14 protein-coding genes and 2 pseudogenes are annotated in these 18,753 nt (G+C 71.6%); 10 read left to right on the forward strand and 6 right to left on the reverse strand.

Annotated features, from left to right (window positions below):
- Positions 1-93: 93 nt before the first annotated feature.
- From ACYVMZ_RS37155 to ACYVMZ_RS37170, 4 genes are all read right to left on the reverse strand, one after another.
- Positions 94-771, reverse strand: coding sequence for a GntR family transcriptional regulator (locus ACYVMZ_RS37155; RefSeq protein WP_461087364.1), 678 nt, complete (start codon positions 769-771; stop codon positions 94-96).
- Between the two features lie 152 nt (positions 772-923).
- The gene (locus ACYVMZ_RS37160) at positions 924-1,862 is read right to left on the reverse strand and encodes a beta-ketoacyl-ACP synthase III (RefSeq protein ID WP_461087367.1); all 939 of its coding nucleotides are present in this window, start codon (positions 1,860-1,862) and stop codon (positions 924-926) included.
- Between the two features lie 172 nt (positions 1,863-2,034).
- Positions 2,035-2,175, reverse strand: coding sequence for an MFS transporter small subunit (locus ACYVMZ_RS37165; RefSeq protein ID WP_461087369.1), 141 nt, complete (start codon positions 2,173-2,175; stop codon positions 2,035-2,037).
- Positions 2,144-3,499: an OFA family MFS transporter gene (locus tag ACYVMZ_RS37170; RefSeq protein ID WP_461087371.1), complete on the reverse strand. Its 1,356-nt coding sequence runs from the start codon at positions 3,497-3,499 to the stop codon at positions 2,144-2,146. Before ACYVMZ_RS37170 ends, ACYVMZ_RS37165 begins: the two co-directional genes overlap by 32 nt.
- Before the next feature lie 265 nt (positions 3,500-3,764).
- On the opposite strand from ACYVMZ_RS37170, the gene ACYVMZ_RS37175 reads away from it, so the two are divergent.
- The 5 genes from ACYVMZ_RS37175 (at position 3,765) to fdhD (ending at position 10,380) form a co-directional block, all read left to right on the forward strand.
- Positions 3,765-4,736, forward strand: coding sequence for a 2-dehydropantoate 2-reductase (locus ACYVMZ_RS37175; protein WP_461087373.1), 972 nt, complete (start codon positions 3,765-3,767; stop codon positions 4,734-4,736).
- Complete coding sequence (locus ACYVMZ_RS37180) at positions 4,733-6,676, forward strand: molybdopterin oxidoreductase family protein (protein WP_461087375.1); 1,944 nt, start codon at positions 4,733-4,735, stop codon at positions 6,674-6,676. The genes ACYVMZ_RS37175 and ACYVMZ_RS37180 overlap by 4 nt, the downstream gene beginning before the upstream one ends.
- A 5-nt stretch (positions 6,677-6,681) precedes the next feature.
- The gene (locus ACYVMZ_RS37185) at positions 6,682-8,514 is read left to right on the forward strand and encodes an NAD(P)H-dependent oxidoreductase subunit E (RefSeq protein ID WP_461087403.1); all 1,833 of its coding nucleotides are present in this window, start codon (positions 6,682-6,684) and stop codon (positions 8,512-8,514) included.
- Between the two features lie 124 nt (positions 8,515-8,638).
- Positions 8,639-9,499, forward strand: a complete 861-nt coding sequence (locus ACYVMZ_RS37190) for a 2Fe-2S iron-sulfur cluster-binding protein (protein ID WP_461087377.1) — start codon at positions 8,639-8,641, stop codon at positions 9,497-9,499.
- Between the two features lie 32 nt (positions 9,500-9,531).
- Positions 9,532-10,380, forward strand: a complete 849-nt coding sequence (fdhD, locus tag ACYVMZ_RS37195; RefSeq protein WP_461087379.1) for a formate dehydrogenase accessory sulfurtransferase FdhD — start codon at positions 9,532-9,534, stop codon at positions 10,378-10,380.
- Between the two features lie 198 nt (positions 10,381-10,578).
- On the opposite strand, the gene ACYVMZ_RS37200 is transcribed toward fdhD, so the two are convergent.
- Positions 10,579-11,016, reverse strand: coding sequence for a MarR family winged helix-turn-helix transcriptional regulator (locus tag ACYVMZ_RS37200; RefSeq protein WP_461087381.1), 438 nt, complete (start codon positions 11,014-11,016; stop codon positions 10,579-10,581).
- Positions 11,017-11,058: 42 nt separating this feature from the next.
- Here ACYVMZ_RS37200 and ACYVMZ_RS37205 point away from each other — a divergent pair.
- The 3 genes and pseudogenes from ACYVMZ_RS37205 to ACYVMZ_RS37215 form a co-directional block, all read left to right on the forward strand.
- Positions 11,059-11,493: pseudogene (locus tag ACYVMZ_RS37205) on the forward strand (alcohol dehydrogenase catalytic domain-containing protein); the annotation flags it as partial.
- A 65-nt stretch (positions 11,494-11,558) separates the two neighbouring features.
- Positions 11,559-13,140 (forward strand): annotated as a pseudogene (locus ACYVMZ_RS37210) (LamG-like jellyroll fold domain-containing protein); the annotation flags it as partial.
- Positions 13,141-13,158: 18 nt separating this feature from the next.
- Complete coding sequence (locus ACYVMZ_RS37215; protein WP_461087383.1) at positions 13,159-14,409, forward strand: DUF4185 domain-containing protein; 1,251 nt, start codon at positions 13,159-13,161, stop codon at positions 14,407-14,409.
- Here the strand turns inward: ACYVMZ_RS37215 and ACYVMZ_RS37220 are convergent.
- Positions 14,345-15,358 carry a bile acid:sodium symporter family protein gene (locus ACYVMZ_RS37220; RefSeq protein ID WP_461087405.1) on the reverse strand — a complete coding sequence of 338 codons (1,014 nt, stop codon included), beginning with the start codon at positions 15,356-15,358 and terminating at the stop codon, positions 14,345-14,347. The two genes, ACYVMZ_RS37215 and ACYVMZ_RS37220, sit on opposite strands and share 65 nt — an antisense overlap.
- 246 nt (positions 15,359-15,604) lie before the next feature.
- Between ACYVMZ_RS37220 and ACYVMZ_RS37225 the strand changes: the two genes are divergently transcribed.
- Positions 15,605-16,483 carry a LysR substrate-binding domain-containing protein gene (locus ACYVMZ_RS37225; protein WP_461087385.1) on the forward strand — a complete coding sequence of 293 codons (879 nt, stop codon included), beginning with the start codon at positions 15,605-15,607 and terminating at the stop codon, positions 16,481-16,483.
- A gap of 348 nt (positions 16,484-16,831) precedes the next feature.
- Entirely contained in the window at positions 16,832-18,658 is a 1,827-nt protein-coding gene (locus ACYVMZ_RS37230; RefSeq protein ID WP_461087387.1) for an AMP-dependent synthetase/ligase, read from the forward strand.
- Positions 18,659-18,753: the final 95 nt, after the last annotated feature.

Consider the following 18,753-nt stretch of genomic DNA (forward strand, 5'->3'; position numbering starts at 1 on the left):
CGAGCAGGCCAGACCCTTCAAGTGGACCAAAACCGCAGACCAGATCATCGACCGCATCTGCCGCTACTGCGACAGGATCTCCGGACCGGGACACTAGGAACGCTCGCGCGCGTGGTAGGAACGCCGTGTGTGCTCGGTGTGTTCGCGCATCAGCCGCATGGCGCGCTGTTCGTCGCGGTCCGCGATCGCGGCGATCAGCTGGGCGTGTTCGCCCCAGGACTGCTGCCCGCGCTGCCGGGCGACCGGCGTGTAGTACCAGCGCACACGCCGGTCGACCTGCGCGGCGAGTTCGGCGAGGACCGCGTTGCCGGCCAGCTCCATGATCTTGGCGTGGAAGCGGGCGTTGAGGGCCACGGCGGCGTCCACGTCGTCGGTGTCGACGGCCTGCTGGCCCTGCTCCAGCAGCTCGTACAGGGCCTGGATGCCCGCGCCGTCCGCGTTGGCGGCGGCGAGCCGGGCGGCCTCGGCCTCCAGGAGCGTGCGGACCGTGAGGAGCTGGTCGGCCTCCTCCTCCGTCGGCTCGTGCACGAACGCGCCCTGCGCGGGCCGCAGATCGACCCACCCCTCGGTGTTCAGCCGCTGCAGGGCCTCGCGCACCGGCTGCCGGGAGACGCCGAGGTGTCCGGCGAGTTCGCTCTCGACGAGGTGCTGGCCGGGCTGGAGGGCGCGGGTGGTGATGAGTTCGAGCAGCGCCTCGTAGACGCGGTCGCGCAACGGGCCGGGCCGTTCGAGCTTGGGTACCGCCCCGTGGGGCAGTCCTGTCGACAACATCGCGGTCCCCCTCCTCGGCAGGGCCGTGCACAGCGGGCAGCAGGCCCGTGTCACCGCAGAGCCGGCAGTCGATTGTCTTTCGTCTACAGTCTACGGCGCGCAAAGACCAGGCAAACGGCGAGTTGGCCGCATCACACTCGTACGAGGGACATTCAGGGACAGCGGACGACCTGGCCCGCGTACGACAGGTTTCCGCCGAAGCCGAACAGCAGGACCGCGTCGCCGCTGGAGATGGCGCCCTGTTCGACGAGCTTGGAGAGGGCGAGCGGGATGCTCGCGGCCGAGGTGTTGCCGGACTCGGCGACATCGCGCGCGACGACGGCGTTCACGGCGCCGAGCTTCTCGGCGAGCGGCTCGATGATGCGCAGGTTGGCCTGGTGGAGCACGACCGCGGCGAGGTCCTCGGGTACCAGTCCCGCGCGCTCGCAGGCCTGGCGCGCGAGGGGCGGCAGCTGCGTGGTCGCCCAGCGGTACACGCTCTGCCCCTCCTGCGCGAACCGCGGCGGCGTGCCCTCGATCCGCACCGCGTGCCCCATCTCGGGCACCGACCCCCACAGCACCGGCCCGATGCCGGGCTCCTGCGCGGCTTCGACGACCGCGGCCCCCGCCCCGTCGCCGACGAGCACACAGGTGGTGCGGTCGGTCCAGTCGGTCACGTCGGACATCTTGTCGGCCCCGATGACGAGGGCCCGGCTCGCTGCGCCCGCGCGGACGGCGTGGTCGGCGGTGGCCAGGGCGTGGGTGAAGCCGGCGCAGACCACGTTGACGTCCATCGCGGCGGGCGACGGCACGCCGAGGCGGGCCGCGACCCGGGCGGCCGTGTTCGGCGAGCGGTCGATGGCGGTGGACGTGGCGACCAGCACCAGGTCGATGTCCGCGGGGGTCAGTCCGGCTGTCGCCAGCGCCTTGGCGGCGGCGTGGGCGGCCAGCTCGTCGACCGGTTCGTCGGGGCCCGCGATGCGGCGGGTACGGATGCCCACCCGGCTCCTGATCCACTCGTCACTGGTGTCGACCAGGCCCGCCAGGTCCTCGTTGGTGAGCACCCTGGCGGGCTGGTAGTGGCCGACTGCGGCGATGCGCGAGCCGTTCATGGGTGGATCCCCCTTGTTGCCGTGAGTAGCGGGATTCACCAGTGTGATCAGTGACCCGCGGGTACGACGGCAGGTGAAGTGACAGGAATCGCCCGCCCGGCTTGTCGGCTTCCGTCACACCCCCGGACGACCGAGCAGTGACCCGTTGGCCCTGTTCAACAGCCGTCCGAGGTCATCCGGTGAACAACTGGGTGGCCTTGCGCACGAGTTCGGACAGCCCGTAGGCGAGCGGTGCCCCCACCCACAGCCAGGCGAAGGCGATCAGGCCCCGCCGGCTCGGGTCAGGCGGACTCGGGCTGCTGTCGCCGGTCATCGGCGGCCTCCTTCGGTGCGGCACCGGGGCGCGAGCCGGGGCTGGGGATGTGGTGGCGGGGGTGCACGGGCCGGACGAACTCGTTGGCGGCGAAACCGACGACGAGCAGCCCGATCATGATCACGAACGACAGGCCGTACAGGGACGCGCCGTGCCGGCCCGCCTCCTCCTGCCGGTCGGCGATCCAGTTGACGATCAGCGGTCCGAGGACGCCGGCCGTGGACCAGGCGGTGAGCAGCCGCCCGTGGATCGCGCCGACCTGGTAGGTGCCGAAGAGGTCCTTCAGGTACGCGGGGATCGTCGCGAAGCCGCCGCCGTAGAAGGAGAGGATCACCAGTGCGCACAGGATGAACAGCGGCTTGGAGGCGTCGCCGAACAGCGCGATGAGCGCGTACATCAGCGCGCCCACGCCGAGATAGACGCGGTAGATGTTCTTCCGCCCGATCAGGTCGGACGTCGACGACCAGGTGATCCGGCCCGCCATGTTCGCCGCCGACAGCAGGGCGACGAATCCGGCGGCGGCCGTCGCCGACACGGGTGTGGAGGTGTCCGCGAAGAAGTCCGTGATCATCGGGGCGGCCTTCTCCAGGATGCCGATGCCGGCGGTGACGTTCATGCACAGCACGATCCACAGGCACCAGAACTGCGGGGTGCGCACGGCACCGCGAGCCGAGACCTGCGGCCCCTGCAGGACGCTCGGCGCGCCGTCCACCGGCTTCTCGGTGCGCGGCACCCGCACCAGCAGCACGCCCAGCAGCATGAAGACCGCATATGAAAGCCCGTGGACGAGGAACGCGAGCGCGATCCCGGAGCTGTCCGCGCCGAACGACTCCAGCATCTGCGCCGACCAGGGCGAGGCGATCAGCGCTCCGCCGCCGAAGCCCATGATGGCGATGCCGGTGGCCATGCCGGGCCGGTCCGGGAACCACTTGATCAGCGTGGAGACGGGCGAGATGTATCCGATGCCGAGGCCGATGCCGCCGACGAAACCGTAGCCGAGGACGACCAGCCAGTACTGCTCGGTTGCCGCGCCGAGCGCGGAGAGCAGGAAGCCGGAGGAGAAGCAGAGCAGGGCGACGGTCATCGCCCAGCGCGGCCCGTTGCGTTCGACGAGGGTGCCGCCGAACGCGGCCGACAGGCCGAGCATGACGATGCCGAGCTGGAAGGGCAGCGCGCTCTGCGTGCCGCTGAGGCCGAGCGCGGACTCGAGCGGCGGCTTGAACACGCTCCAGGCGTAGGCCTGGCCGATGGAGAGATGGACGGAGAGCGCGGCGGGCGGAACCAGCCAGCGGCTCCACCCCGGGGGTGCGACCGGTGGGCTCATGAGTCCCGGACGGTAGGCAGCGCCAACTGCCTTGAGAAGACGGTGAGTCGACGGTATGCGGTGAGCGGTATCCAGAATGCGCCGAACGGTCGCCGCAGTTGCCGAACGGTCGCCGCAGTTGCAGTCGCTGCTGCACGGACCCTTGCTGACCCTGTCTCCATACTGTAGACAATATTTCGTCGACAGTATCGCGCCAGTCTCGGACAGGGCTCGTCCACCCGACCCCCACCTCCGCGGTATCCCTCAAACCGAACGGAGCGTTCCCGTGAAAGTCGCAGTTCTCGGTGCCGGTGCCATCGGCGCCTACGTCGGCGCCGCGCTCCACCGCGCGGGCGCCGACGTGCATCTCATCGCCCGTGGACCGCATCTGGCGGCCATGAGGCAGCACGGCGTGCGGGTGCGCAGCCCGCGCGGCGACTTCACCGCGCACCCCCACGCGACCGACGACCCGGCCGAGGTCGGCCCGGCCGACTACGTCTTCCTGGGCCTGAAGGCGAACTCGTACGCGGCGTGCGGGCCGCTGATCGAGCCGCTGCTGCACGACACGACAGCGGTCGTGGCCGCCCAGAACGGCATCCCCTGGTGGTACTTCCACCGGCACGGCGGCCCGTACGACGGTCACCGTCTCGAGAGCGTGGACCCGGGCGGCGCGGTCAGTGCGGTGCTCGCACCCGAACGGGCCGTCGGATGCGTCGTGTACGCGGCGACCGAGCTCGAAGGGCCGGGTGTCGTCCGGCACTTGGAAGGCACCCGGTTCTCGGTCGGCGAGCCGGACCGCAGTGTCTCGGCGCGCTGTCTGGCCTTCAGCGAGGCGATGCGGGCGGGCGGCCTGAAGTGCCCGGTGGAGCCGGAGCTGCGCGGCGACATCTGGGTCAAGCTGCTCGGCAACATCTCCTTCAACCCGATCAGCGCGCTGGCCCGCGCGACGATGCGGCAGATGTGCCGGCACGGCGGCACCCGCAAGGTCATCGAGACGATGATGACCGAGACGCTCGCGGTCGCCGAGGCCCTCGGCTGCCGGGTGGGCGTGTCCGTCGAGCGCCGGCTCGCGGGCGCCGAACGCGTCGGCGACCACCGCACCTCCACGCTCCAGGACCTGGAGCGCGGCAAGCCGCTCGAACTCGACGTGCTGCTCGCGGCGGTCGTCGAGCTGGCGGAGATCACCGGCGTGGAGGTGCCCACGCTGCGCACCGTGCACGCCATCTCGGACCTGCTCGCACTGAGGAGCGCCGCATGAGGAACACGAAGAGCGCGCGGCAACGCGACCGAACCCCGACGACCTACACCCGGCTCACCCGTCCCCTGGTGCGGGACTCGCGCGACGCACCGTTCCGGCAGGCGAGCTGGGAGGAGGCCCTGGACCGGGCGGCCCGGGGCCTGGAAGCGGCGCGCGGGGCGTTCGGCATGTTCTCCTGCGCCCGCGCCACCAACGAGATGAACTACGTGGCGCAGAAGTTCGCCCGGGTGGTGATGGGCACCAACAACGTCGACTCCTGCAACCGCACCTGCCACGCCCCGAGCGTCGCCGGTCTGTCCGCCGCTTTCGGCTCCGGCGGCGGGACGTCGTCGTACGAGGAGATCGAGCACACCGACGTCATCGTGATGTGGGGCTCCAACGCCCGCTTCGCGCATCCGATCTTCTTCCAGCACGTGCTGAAGGGCATACACAACGGCGCTCGGCTGTATGCGGTCGACCCTCGACGGACGTCCACCGCCGAGTGGGCGGAGTCCTGGCTCGGTCTCAACGTCGGCACCGACATCCCGATGGCACACGCGATCGGCCGCGAGATCATCCACGCGGGCTTGGCCAACGAGGCGTTCATCGCGCGGGCGACCACCGGCTTCGAGGAGTACCGGCAGTTCGTCGAGCCCTGGACGCTGTCCCTCGCCGAGAAGGTGACGGGCGTGCCGGCCGCCGCCATACGGGAGTTGGCCCACGCCTACGCCCGCGCCGAGCGCGCCCAGCTGTGCTGGACCCTCGGCATCACCGAGCACCACAACGGCACCGACAACGTCCGCGCCCTGATCAACCTGTCCCTGCTCACCGGCCACGTCGGCCGCTACGGATCCGGTCTGCAGCCCCTGCGCGGGCAGAACAACGTGCAGGGCGGCGGCGACATGGGCGCGATCCCCAACCGCCTCCCGGGCTTCCAGGACATCCTCGACCCGCACGTCCGGCTGAAGTTCGAGTCCGCCTGGGACACCGTCATCCAGCCGCACTACGGCATGAACCTGACGGAGATGTTCGAGGCCATGGCGGACGGCACCCTGAAGGCCGTCTACTGCATCGGCGAGAACCCGGCCCAGTCGGAGGCGGACAGCGAACAGGCCGTACGGCGGCTGAAGGCGCTGGACTTCCTCGTCGTCCAGGACATCTTCCTCACGAAGACGGCCGAGTTGGCGGACGTGGTCCTCCCGGCCACCGCCGGCTGGGCGGAGACCGACGGCACGACCACCAACAGCGAACGGCGCGTCCAGCGCGTCCGCAAGGCCCTCAGCCCGCCCGGTGAGGCCCGCGAGGACATCGACATCCTCTGCGACCTGGCGGCCCGCCTCGGCCACGACTGGAAGTACGCCGACGCCGAGTCGGTGTGGAACGAGCTGAGGTCTCTCTCGTCGGACCACTACGGGATGACGTACGAGCGGCTGGAGGAGCACCAGGGCATCCAGTGGCCGTGCCCGAGCACCGCGCGGCTCGAACCGACCTACCTGCACGGCCGGCTGTGGGCGACGGACCCGCAAAGGCGGGGCAGGCCCGCGCCGTTCGGGATCGTCCAGCACGATCCGCCGGTCGACCTCACCGACGAGGAGTACCCGATCCGGCTCACCACCGGCCGGCGGCTCGACTCGTACAACACCGGTGTGCAGAGCGGTGGTTTTCCCTCGCCGCTGCGGCGCGGGGAGTACGTCGAGCTGTGCCCGGAGGACGCCGAGCGGTACGGGGTCGTGGTCGGCGAGGAGGTGCGGGTGACGTCGCGGCGCGGTTCGGTGGTGGCGCCGGTGTGGGTCGACACCGCGCTGCGGCCCGGGCTCGCCTTCATGACCATGCACTTTCCCGACGAGGTGGACACCAACCAGCTGACGATCGAGGCGAACTGCCCGATCGCGGGGACGGCGGAGTTCAAGGCGTCGGCGATCCGGATCGAGAAGCTCCCCGTGGCGACCATCGTGAGGTGACGCAAGTGGACCTGCACTTCGGCGACAGCGAGCCGACGGACGAGGAGCGGGCCGCCGTCGACGCCCTGCTCGGCCCACCGGAGTCCTCCTGGGAGGGTGCCGCCCGCGATGGGACGAGGGCTGCCGACCTGAGGTGGGCCCGCGGCGGGCGGGAGGCCCGGGACCGCCGCGACCTGCTGTTGCCGGGGCTGCACGCGATCAACGACCGGGTCGGCTGGATCAGCGAGGGCGCCCTCGGCTACCTGTGCCGGCGGCTGACCGTGCCGCCGGCCGAGGCCTACGGGGTCGCCACGTTCTACGCGATGTTCTCGGTCGAGCCCCGGCCCGCGACCGTGCTGCACGTGTGCACGGACCTGGCGTGCACGGCCGCCGGGGCGGCGCAGCTGTGCGCCGGGGTCGAGGCGCGGCTCGGTGCGGGCAGCGGGGTGAGGGTCGAGCGCAGCCCGTGCCTCGGCCTGTGCGAACGGGCCCCGGCCGCGCTCGCGATCCGGGCCGGTGATCCGGTGCGTACGGCGGTGTCGGCGCCGGCGACGGCCGACGCGGCCGTCCTCGCCGCGAGTGCCCCCGACTCGGCGCCTCCAGAGCCGCCTGCCACGGCGGCCGTACCGCAGGCGGGCCAGGACGGCCTGGTCCTCCTGCGCCGCGTCGGTGTCGTCGACCCGTCGTCGCTGGACGACTACCGCGCTCACGGCGGCTACACCGCCCTGCGCCGGGCCTTCGCACTCGGCCCCGCCGGGGTGATCCGCGAGGTCACCGACTCCGGCCTGGTCGGGCGCGGCGGTGCCGCCTTCCCCACCGGCCGCAAGTGGCAGGCCACCGCGTCCCAGCCCGACCACCCGCACTACCTGGTGTGCAACGCCGACGAGTCCGAGCCGGGCACCTTCAAGGACCGCGTGATCATGGAGGGCGACCCGTACGCGCTCGTGGAGGCGATGACGGTCGCGGCGTACGCGATCGGCGCGCACGAGGGTTACGTGTATCTGCGCGGGGAGTATCCGCGGGCGGTCCACCGTATGCAATATGCCGTCGACCAGGCACGGGCCCGCGGGCTGCTCGGCGACGACATCCTCGGCCAGGGCTATGCCTTCGACATCGAGATCCGGCGGGGCGCGGGCGCGTACATCTGCGGCGAGGAGACGGCCCTGTTCAACTCCATCGAGGGGTACCGGGGCGAGCCGCGCTCCAAGCCGCCGTTCCCGGTGGAAAAGGGCCTGTTCGGGAAGCCGACGGCGGAGAACAACGTCGAGACGCTGGTCAATGTGCTGCCGATCCTGACGATGGGGGCACCGGTGTACGCGGCGATCGGCACGGAGCGGTCCACCGGGCCGAAACTGTTCTGCGTGTCGGGGAGCGTGGACCGGCCCGGCGTCTACGAGCTGCCGTTCGGCGCGACGCTGGGCGAGCTGCTGGACCTCGCCGGGGTGCGCCAGGGTCTGCGGGCGGTGCTGCTCGGCGGCGCCGCGGGCGGCTTCGTACGTCCCGACGAACTGGACATCCCGCTCACCTTCGAAGGCGCACGGCAGGCGGGCACGACGCTCGGCTCGGGGGTCGTCATGGCCTTCGACGACACCGTGGCCCTGCCCCGGCTCCTGCTGCGGATCGCGGAGTTCTTCCGGGACGAGTCGTGCGGGCAGTGCGTGCCGTGCCGGGTCGGGACGGTGCGGCAGGAGGAGGCGCTGCGCCGGATCGTGGCGCGCACGGGCGCCGACGCCGCCGGCGACATCGCCCTGCTGCGGGAGGTCGGCCGCGCGATGCGGGACGCCTCGATCTGCGGTCTGGGACAGACCGCGTGGAACGCCGTGGAATCCGCCATCGACCGTCTGGGGGCGTACGAATGACCGCGCATCGCCGCGCAAGCACCACCGCGCAACACCGTGAACGCACCACCGCGCATCGCCGCGCACGCACCACCGCGCAACACCGTGAACGAACGACCGCGCATCGCCGCGTAGGAGCCGCCGTATGACCGTGACACCGCTGGGGATCCCCCGCCGTCTGCTGGAGTTCACCCTCGACGGCGAGCCGGTGCGGGTGCCCGAGGGGGCGACGATCCTCGACGCCTGCCGGGCCGCGGGGAAGGACGTGCCGACGCTCTGCCACGGCGACACGCTCACCCCGAAGAACGCCTGCCGGGTCTGCGTCGTCGAGGTCGAGGGAGCCAGAACCCTCATCCCCGCGTGCTCCCGCCGGGCCGAGCCGGGCATGCAGGTACGTACCGACAGCGATCGGGCCCGGCACAGCCGCAAGATCGTCCTGGAATTGCTGGCGTCCTCGGTCGACCTGTCGACCACCCCGCGGGCCGCCGAGTGGATCAAGGAGTACGAGGCGAAACCGGACCGCTTCGGCCCCGACGCGGCCCGCCTCAACGAGGAACCCAAGGTCGACAACGACCTGTACGTACGCGACTACGACAAGTGCATCCTCTGCTACAAGTGCGTGGACGCCTGCGGCGAGCAGTGGCAGAACACCTTCGCGATCTCCGTCGCGGGCCGCGGCTTCGACGCCCGGATCGCCGTGGAGCACGACGCGCCGCTGACGGACTCGGCGTGCGTGTACTGCGGGAACTGCATCGAGGTGTGCCCGACGGGGGCGCTGTCGTTCAGGTCGGAGTTCGACATGCGGGCGGCGGGTACGTGGGACGAGGCGCGGCAGACGCGGACGACCACGGTCTGCGCGTACTGCGGAGTGGGCTGCAACCTGACGCTGCACATGCAGGACAATGAGATCGTCAAGGTCACCTCGCCGCACGACAACCCGGTGACCCACGGCAACCTGTGCATCAAGGGCCGTTTCGGCTACCAGCACGTACAGAACCGGGACTGAGCGGGACCGACCGAACGGGATTGATGGGGACCATGGGACGAGTCACGGAACGACGCAGGGTGCTCCGGATCCGGGACGGGGCGGTCTCCAGCCGTCCCGACACGCTCGTCGCCGAGGAGCCCCTGGAGATCCGGCTGAACGGTAGGCCGCTGGCGATCACCATGCGCACGCCGGGCGACGACTTCGCGCTCGCCGCCGGCTTCCTGGTCAGCGAGGGTGTACTGGCTACCGCATCCGATCTGCAGAACATCGTCTACTGCGCCGGGGCGACGGTCGACGGCTCCAACACGTACAACGTGGTGGACGTGAAGACGGCCCCCGGCGTGCCGATCCCCGACATCACCCTCGAACGCAACGTCTACACGACGTCCTCCTGCGGCCTGTGCGGCAAGGCGAGCCTGGACGCGGTGCGCACGTCGGCCCGCTGGCCCATCGCCGACACTCCCCCGCTTCACCTCGAACCCGGACTGCTGGCCGGCCTCCCCGACCGGCTGCGCGCGGCCCAGCGGGTCTTCGAGCGGACCGGGGGCCTGCACGCGGCCGCCCTGTTCGACGAGGACGGCGAGCTGCTGGACGTACGGGAGGACGTGGGCCGGCACAACGCGGTCGACAAGCTGGTCGGCCGGGCCCTGCGGGACGGCAGGCTGCCCCTGTCCCGGACGATCCTGCTGGTCTCCGGCCGGGCCTCCTTCGAGCTGGCGCAGAAGGCGGTCCTGGCCGGGATCCCGGTCCTGGCGGCGGTGTCGGCACCCTCCTCGCTGGCGGTGGACCTGGCCGCCGAGGCCGGGCTGACGCTGGTGGGCTTCCTGCGGGGCAGTTCCATGAACGTGTACGCGGGCGAGGACCGTATCGCCCTGCGGGCCGCGGCCGCCCAGGGCTGAGAAGGTTCCCCGCGGCACGGCGGCGGGGCCCCGACCGGCGGGGAGCGCCCCCTGCGCCGTAGGGGCCCCGCCGTACACACGTGCCATGCGACGCGGAGAGCGCGCGTGCCCGCAGGCGTGCACGGTCCGGGCGACGCGGTTGGCACCTCGCCGGTGTCCGCGCCGGTCTCCGCGCAGTTGCCCTCGCCGGTGTCCTGGTCAGCTCTGCGTACCGGAGATCCGGGCCAACAGCCGCAGGAACTCCTCCCGTTCGGCCGCCGAGAGCGGCGCGAGGAGTGCGTCGTTCGCCTCGCGGGCCACCTTCTCGCAGCGCTTCAGCAGCCGGGCGCCCTCCTCAGTGAGGGACACCGCGTTCTTGCGGCGGTCCCTCGGGTCGGGTTCGCGTACGACGAGACCCTCGGCCTGAAGGTCGTTGAGGATGCCCACCAGGTCCTTGGGGTCGAGCCGCACGCTGCGGCCGAGGTCGGCCTGGGCGACGGGGGCGAGGTCACGGACGGCGGAGAGCACCACGTGATGCCACATCTTCATGCCCTCGGCGGCCAGTGCCTCGGCCACCAGGGCCCGGCCTCGGGTGGCGGCCCGGCCGAGCAGCCAACTGGGCAGGGAGCGGATCGCGGGCAGGGGGGCTTCGGCCAACGAGTTCCTCGGCGTTCCCGAGAATCGACTTCTGGAGGTGCGATGCGCCGCGTCCGCTACGAGTCCCCGGGCGGCCCTCTCTTCGTGGAGGAGGCACCCGTCCCCGAGCCCGGTCCCGGGGAACTGCTCGTCCGCACGGAGGCGGTCGGCGTCACCCTTCCGGTCGTGCGCAAGATCGCCGAGGCCGCCGCCCCCGTTCCGCTCGGCGGTGAGATCGCCGGGGAGGTCGTGGCCGTGGGCGACGGCGTGACCCGATTCAGGAGCGGCGACCGGGTGACGGGTCTGTGCTTCGGGCACGGCTACGCCGACGTCGCCGCCCTGCACGAGGCCATGGCCTCCCCGATCCCCGACGACGCGAGCGCCGTGGACGCGGTCGCGCTGGTCCGCAGCGGGCTGGTCGCTCTCGGCGCACTGGAGGCCGCGCGTCCCGCGCCGGGCGAGGCGGCGCTGGTCACGGCCGCGGCGAGCGGTGTCGGCCAGCACCCGTCTGAGAACCGCCCTCACCGCCCTGCTCGCCCTCGCCGCGACGGCCGCGGCACCGGTCCCCGTCCCCGACCCGCCCCCCCACGTCCGTTCGTCTCCCCGCATCTGGCCCGGTCCCCGCAACGAGCCGCCTCCCCGCCTCTGGCCAACTCCCCGCAGCCGACCCGCCGTTCGAGCAGCAGGTGCTCTTCAAGGCTTCCCAGGACCCCGGCTACGCCTGCTTCCGGATCCCCGCGATCGTGAAGACCAACGACGGCACGCTCCTGGCGTTCGCCGAGGGCCGCGCCCTCAACTGCGGGGACGCGGCCGACATCGACATCGTCCTCAAACGGTCCACCGACGGCGGCCGCACCTGGGGCCCGCTCCAGGTCGTCACCGACGGCGGCGGCGACACGCACGGCAACCCGGCCCCCGTCGTGGACCGCACGACCGGCCGCGTCCTGCTGGCCGAGACGTACAACACCGGCCGTACGGACAGCGGGAACTGCGCCATCCCATGCGACCGCACCCCGCACCTGCAGTACAGCGACGACGACGGGCTGACCTGGTCGAAGCCGCGTGACCTGAGCCGTGAGATCCTGCCCGCGCACTGGAACTCGTGGTACGCCACCGGCCCTGTGCACGGCATCCAGCTCACCCGCGGCCGGCATCCCGGGCGGCTCGTCATCGGCGTCAACTCCGAAAGTTGGAACGGCAGTCGGGTCACCGCCAACCACGCCGCGCTCGTCGTCAGCGACGACGGCGGCGACCACTGGCGGGTCGGCGCCACCGACTCCTGGCCGGTCGCCGAGGACGGCACGTTCCGGCAGAAGCCGTCCGAACTGACTGGACCGCGGCACGGTCGTCACAGGGACTGGTCCGGTTACTCCGACCTGGTGCGGATCGACGACACGACCGTGGGGCTGATGTACGAGGGCGGCACGGCCGACGCGCGTGACGAGATCCGCTTCGCCCGCTTCACCGAGGACTGGCTGCAGCCGCGCCGCGGCCCGGACCCGACCACCGCCGACCTCGCCCCGCTCACCGGCGGCCGTGCTCGGGGGCGCCCGGCCGGCGACCGGTGCCGTCGGCGGCGCGCTGGCCTTCGACGGCGCCGACGACGCCGTACGCCTGCCGTACCGGCCCCGACTCCGGCTGGGCGCAGGGGACTTCACCGCGTCCCTGCGGTTCCGCTACACGGCCACGACCGGTGAGCAGCCGCTGCTGTGGATGGGCGGCATCGGCACCAGCCAGCCGCAGGTCTGGCTGCGCGCCGAGCCCGCGCACGACCGCATCCAGGGCCTGATCACCGTACGCGACGGCGCCGCTCCCCCGCGGTCGGCGTACGTCCGCACCACCGGCGCCCACAACGACGGCCGTTGGCACCACCTCGCCCTGCGCCGCGACGGAGGCAGGCTCACCCTCTTCCTGGACGGTACGGCGATCAGCACCGCGGACGTGCCCGGTTCGGTCAGCCGCGACTCGCCGTTCGGGGTGCACATCGGCCAACGCCTGGACAGCCGGGCCCACTTCACCGGCGCGATCGACGACGTGCATGTCTGGAACCGGGCGCTCACCGACAAGGAACTGGCCACCGGCGGTCCGCCTTCGGCCACGGCGGGCACGGTCGCGTGGCTCCCCATGGACCAGGCGAGCGGGTAGCAACTAACGTCCCTCAGCGTGCCCGATGACACAGCACGAGCACGACAGCGCACGGGAACCGGGATCGGTCTGCTGCTGGCCCTGGTTCTCGGGGCGGTGCTGCTCACCGCGCTCCCGGGGGACGGCGACGGTAGACGGAATGGCGGCGACGGTCGACACGATGGCGGCGACTGCATACCGCATTCGGTCGGCTCATGGTGGGCCGACGACCGTCTCACCGCCGAGTTCGCCCGCTACGGCGACGACCCGGCCCGCACCGATGACTGGACCGGCGGCGACGGCACCCACTCCCTGCGGCTGCCGGACGGCCGGATCCTGTGGCTGTTCTCGGACACGTATCTGGGCCGGGTGCACGGACCGCCCAACCCGGCCGGCGAGTCCTACGCCTGGCGGGACACCACCGCGCCCCTGGTGCGCAACTCGGCGGTCGTGATGCGCGACGGCCGCCTGGAGACCACCCTGCCCGCCCCGCTCTTCCCCGATCCGGCGCCGAACCAGTGGCGCTGGCCGGTCGCGGCCCGCGTCGAGCCGCGCTCGCCCGGCTCGTCCGAGCAGGTGGTGCGGGTGCTGCTGTGGGTGCGCACGGCCGGCGCCGCCCCCTGGATCTACGGCGTGCCCACCGCCACCGAGGTCGCCACGCTGTCCCTGCCGGACCTGCGCCTGGAGTCGGTGGTGAAGGTGCTCGACCAGCAGTTGGTGCCCGACCCCTCCCGGCGTGTCCTGTTCGGCACGACGCTGGTCGAGGAGGACGGCTGGACGTACGTCTTCGGCGGCGACGACGGTCAGGCCGCCTCCCGCCCGGCCTCGCACGCGTACGTGGCCCGCGTGGCGGAGGGCAGACTCGCCGACCCGGCCGCCTGGCGGTACTGGAACGGCTCGGGCTGGGGCACCCGGCCCCGGCCCGTACTGGGCGACGGGCGCCGCACGGGCGTGGGCAGCGCGTTCTCGGTGCTCCGGCACGGCGGGACGTACGTGCTGTTCACGATGGCAGCGGGGACGAAAGGGCTGACCACGGTGACGTCGTACTGGGCCTGCTCACCGACCGGGCCGTGGCACGGGCCGACGAAGGAGTTCAGCCCGTCGCTGCCGCGGGGGGAAGTGGCCGCGTACAACCCGCAGGTGCATCCGGCGCTCAGCGGCGACGGACGTCTCGTGCTCAGTTACGACGTCAACTGGCTGGAGACCACCGGCGCCGCGGCGCAGCTCAGCCGGAACGTGTCCCTGTACCGACCGCGGTTCGTGACGCTGCGGCTGGCCGAGCGGCGCTGACCTCGTCCACCGGGTCGTGCGAGCGGCGCTTGGCGATCACCGCGCACACCATCAGCTGCATCTGGTGGAAGAGCATCAGCGGCAGCACCGCCAGGGAGGCGTGCGCGCCGAACAGCACGCTCGCCATGGGCAGCCCGGCGGCCAGGGACTTCTTCGAGCCGGCGAACTGGATCACGATCCGGTCCTCGCGGCTGAAGCGCAGCGCCTTGGCGCCGTACCAGGTCAGCAGGAGCATCACGGCGAGCAGGACGGCCTCGACGCCGAGCAGCCCGGCCAGCCGTACGGGGCTGACCTGGTGCCAGATGCCCTGGACCATGCCCTGGCTGAACGCCGTGTAGACGACGAGCAGGATCGAACCGCGGTCGACCAGCCCGAGCACCTTCTTGTGGCGGGTGACGAAGCCGCCGATCCAGCGCCGCAGCACCTGCCCGGCGAGGAACGGCACCAGCAGCTGCAGCACGATCTTCACCAGCGAGTCGGCGGAGAAGCCGCCGCCCGTGCCGCCGAGCAGCGCGGCCGCCAGCAGGGGGGTGGCGAGGATGCCGACGAGGGAGGAGAAGGAGCCCGCGCAGATCGCTGCGGGCACGTTGCCGCGGGCGATGGAGGTGAAGGCGATCGACGACTGGACCGTCGACGGCACCAGCGTCAGGAACAGCAGGCCCTGGTAGAGCGGGTGCGTCAGGAAGACCGGGACGAGCCCGCGGGCGGCGAGGCCGAGCAGCGGGAAGACGGCGAAGGTGCAGGCCAGGACGGTGACGTGGAGCCGCCAGTGCTTCAGCCCGTCCAGCGCCTCACGGGTGGACAGCCGGGCGCCGTAGAGGAAGAAGAGCAGGGCGATCGCGGCCGTCGAGGCACCGGACGCCACGTCGGCGGCCGTCCCGCGCGCGGGGAGCAATGCGGCGAGGCCCACCGTCCCGAGCAGCAGCAGGATGTACGGGTCGATCGGCATCCAACTCGGCCATCGCAGGCGTTTCACGGTGCTCCACTTGCTTGGTGCTGTCGGCGGTACTGGCGGTACAGGGCTCTCTTCCCTGGAGGGCTCGTCCTCCCTGGAGGACCCGTCTCCCCTGTAGGGGCCTTCTGCCCTGTCCGGTACGGGACAAGGGGTCCCCCCTCCATCCTGCTCCCTCACCCAGCGATCGGGAATCCGGTATACCGCACTCACTGTCATCGCGATCCGCGATAAGCTGGGTTCGTGTACGAACCCTCCCACCTGCGGACATTCCTCTCGGTGGCCCAGACGCTGAGCTTCACGCAGGCCGCCCGGCGGCTCGGGCTGCGCCAGTCCACCGTCAGTCAGCACGTGCGGCGGCTGGAGGACGCCACCGGACGGCAGCTGTTCACCCGGGACACCCACTCGGTGGAGCTGACGGAGGACGGCGAGGCGATGCTCGGCTTCGCGCGCCGGATCCTGGAGGTGCACGAACAGGCCACGGCGTTCTTCACCGGCACCCGGCTGCGCGGGCGGCTCCGCTTCGGCGCCTCCGAGGACTTCGTCCTCACCCGGCTGCCGGAGATCCTGGAGGGCTTCCGCCACGACCACCCCGAGGTCGACCTGGAGCTGACCGTGGAGCTGTCGGGCACGCTGCACGAACAGCTGGCCGCCGGGAAACTGGACCTGGTGCTGGCCAAGCGGCGCCCGGAGGACCCCCGCGGCGAGCTGGTCTGGCACGACCGGCTGGTGTGGATCGGCGCCGAGCGGCTGCGCCTGGACCCGGACCGGCCGGTGCCGCTCATCATCTACCCGCCGCCCGGCATCACCCGGGCACTCGCCCTGGAGGCGCTGCAGCGGCAGGGCCGCGAGTGGCGCGTCGTGTGCACGAGCGGCAGCCTCAACGGTCTCATCGCGGCGGCCCGCGCGGGCCTCGGCGTGATGGCCCACTCGCGGGGCCTGATCCCGCCGGGCCTGGTGCGGATGCCGGACCGGGCGGGCCTTCCCGAGCTGGGCCGCGTCGATTTCGTCCTGGTCCACGGCCGCCGCCGCACCTCCGCCCAGGGCGCGGCGGACGCCCTGGCGGCGGCGATCCTGGCGGGCGGGGACCGGCTGCAGCGCCGGCGCCGCGAGGGCCCCTGACGGGCGGCCCCGCCCTCCGTGCCACACCTGACACCGCCGTGACCAGGGCCGCAGTAACGGAATCCGCCGATCCGACGCTGTAAGGAAGAGACGACGACACCGGAGCGGACGAGCCCGGGCGCAGGGCGCCGACCGTGACCGGGTCGTACAGATTCGGTGGAGATTACGGCACCGAAACTTACTCAACCGTCAGGATTCTGTCCGACCCTTCCGCATGTGAGCGCATTTTCCCTCGTTGACCTGCGCATACCAGAGCGCTGCTCGTCTTCCGACCCCCTCCCGGCCTACGGCCAGGTGGGGTAGCTTTCACGGCGCTGAGCGAGTGCCACGAGAAGCGGGGAGCGGGGTTTGCGCGAGTTCACCAACCCTCCGTTGGCGCTGGCACCGCCGGTGGGCGGTCTGGCCGACGTCGTCTTCCGGTACGCCCAGGAGGACCCGCTGCACATCGCGCTCGGCCGCAAGGACGACACGGGCCGGTGGCGGGACGTCACCAGCGCCGAGTTCCGCGACGAGGTGCTCGCCCTGGCCAAGGGCCTGCTGGCCCGCGGGGTCCGCTTCGGCGACCGGGTCGCAATCATGTCCCGGACCCGGTACGAGTGGACGCTGTTCGACTTCGCACTGTGGACGATCGGTGCGCAGGTCGTGCCCGTCTATCCCACCTCCTCCGCCGAGCAGTGCTTCTGGATGCTGTACGACGCCGAGGTGACCGCGGCGGTCGTGGAGCACGAGGACCACGCGATGACGATCGCCACCGTCATCGACCGGCTGCCGCAGCTGCGCCGGCTGTGGCAGCTGGACGCGGGTGCCGTGCAGGAGCTGTACGACGCGGGCGCGCACCTCGACGACGAGGTGGTGCACCGGCACCGGCAGGCGGTCACCCCGGACTCGGTCGCCACGATCATCTACACCTCGGGCACCACCGGCCGCCCCAAGGGCTGTGTCATCACGCACGGCAACTTCATGTACGAGGCGGACACCGTCATCCGGCGCTGGGAGCCGGTGTTCCACTCCAAGAAGGGCGACGAGGCGGCGACCCTGCTGTTCCTGCCGCTCGCCCACGTCTTCGGGCGGATGGTCGAGGTCGCCGGCATCCGCGGCAAGGTGAAGTTCGGCCACCAGCCGCAGCTGAATGCGGCGGCTCTGCTGCCCGATCTGGCCGCGTTCCAGCCGACGTTCATCCTCGCCGTGCCGTACATCTTCGAGAAGGTGTTCAACTCCGCCCGTCGCAAGGCCGAGAAGGAGGGCAGGGCCGGGGCGTTCGAGAAGGCCGTCGCGGTCGCCGTGAAATACGCGGACGCCATGGAGGCCAAGGCGTGGGGTATCGGCCCCGGACCGTCGGCGGGGCTGCGCATGCAGCACCAGCTGTTCGACAAGCTCGTCTACTCCAAGCTCCGCGCCGCGATGGGCGGCCGGATCCGGCACGCCATGTCCGGCGGTTCGGCGATGGACCGGCGACTCGGGCTGTTCTTCGCGGGCGCGGGCGTGCACATCTACGAGGGATACGGCCTGACCGAGTCCACGGCCGCCGCGACCGCCAACCCGCCCGAGCGCACCCGCTACGGCACGGTGGGCCAGCCGATCCCGGGCGTCACCGTGCACATCGCGGACGACGGCGAGATCTGGCTGCGCGGCGACAACGTCTTCCAGGGCTACCTCAACAACCCCAAGGCCACCGACGAGACCCTGCACGACGGCTGGCTGGCCACCGGCGACCTCGGCGCCCTCGACGAGGACGGCTACCTCACCATCACCGGCCGCAAGAAGGAGATCCTCGTCACCTCGGGCGGCAAGAGCGTCTCGCCCGGGGTTCTGGAGGAGCGCGTCCGGGACCATCCGCTGGTCAACCAGTGCATCCTCGTCGGCAACGACCGCCCCTACATCGCCGCCCTGGTCACCCTCGACCAGGAGGCCGTCGAGCACTGGCTGATGATGCGCGACAAGCCCAGGATGACCCCGCAGCAGCTGGTGCGCGACCCCGACCTGGAGACGGAGGTGCGGCGCGCGGTGGTCGCGGCCAACACACTTGTCTCGCAGGCCGAGTCGATCCGCACGTTCCGCATCCTGGCGCAGCCGTTCACCGAGGAGCACGGGTTGCTCACCCCGTCGCTGAAGTTGAAGCGGAAGGCGATCGAGAAGGCGTACGCGAACGAGGTCGAGGCACTGTACCGGGCCTGATTCGTCCCCTCACGTGTGCTTCGTCACGTCTGGATTCTCCCGTCATTCTCGCGTCAGGAATGCATCGCGGCCCGTGATCGTTGACGATGGGAGTA

This window comes from Streptomyces deserti (assembly GCF_054782695.1).

Excerpts from the sequence above, each read along its gene's own strand:
- ACYVMZ_RS37155 (WP_461087364.1), bottom strand. The coding sequence starts at position 771 with ATGTTGTCGACAGGACTGCCCCACGGGGCGGTACCCAAGCTCGAACGG.
- ACYVMZ_RS37160 (WP_461087367.1), bottom strand. The coding sequence starts at position 1,862 with ATGAACGGCTCGCGCATCGCCGCAGTCGGCCACTACCAGCCCGCCAGG.
- ACYVMZ_RS37165 (WP_461087369.1), bottom strand. The coding sequence starts at position 2,175 with ATGACCGGCGACAGCAGCCCGAGTCCGCCTGACCCGAGCCGGCGGGGC.
- ACYVMZ_RS37170 (WP_461087371.1), bottom strand. The coding sequence starts at position 3,499 with ATGAGCCCACCGGTCGCACCCCCGGGGTGGAGCCGCTGGCTGGTTCCG.
- ACYVMZ_RS37180 (WP_461087375.1), top strand. The coding sequence starts at position 4,733 with ATGAGGAACACGAAGAGCGCGCGGCAACGCGACCGAACCCCGACGACC.
- ACYVMZ_RS37190 (WP_461087377.1), top strand. The coding sequence starts at position 8,639 with ATGACCGTGACACCGCTGGGGATCCCCCGCCGTCTGCTGGAGTTCACC.
- fdhD (WP_461087379.1), top strand. The coding sequence starts at position 9,532 with ATGGGACGAGTCACGGAACGACGCAGGGTGCTCCGGATCCGGGACGGG.
- ACYVMZ_RS37220 (WP_461087405.1), bottom strand. The coding sequence starts at position 15,358 with ATGCCGATCGACCCGTACATCCTGCTGCTGCTCGGGACGGTGGGCCTC.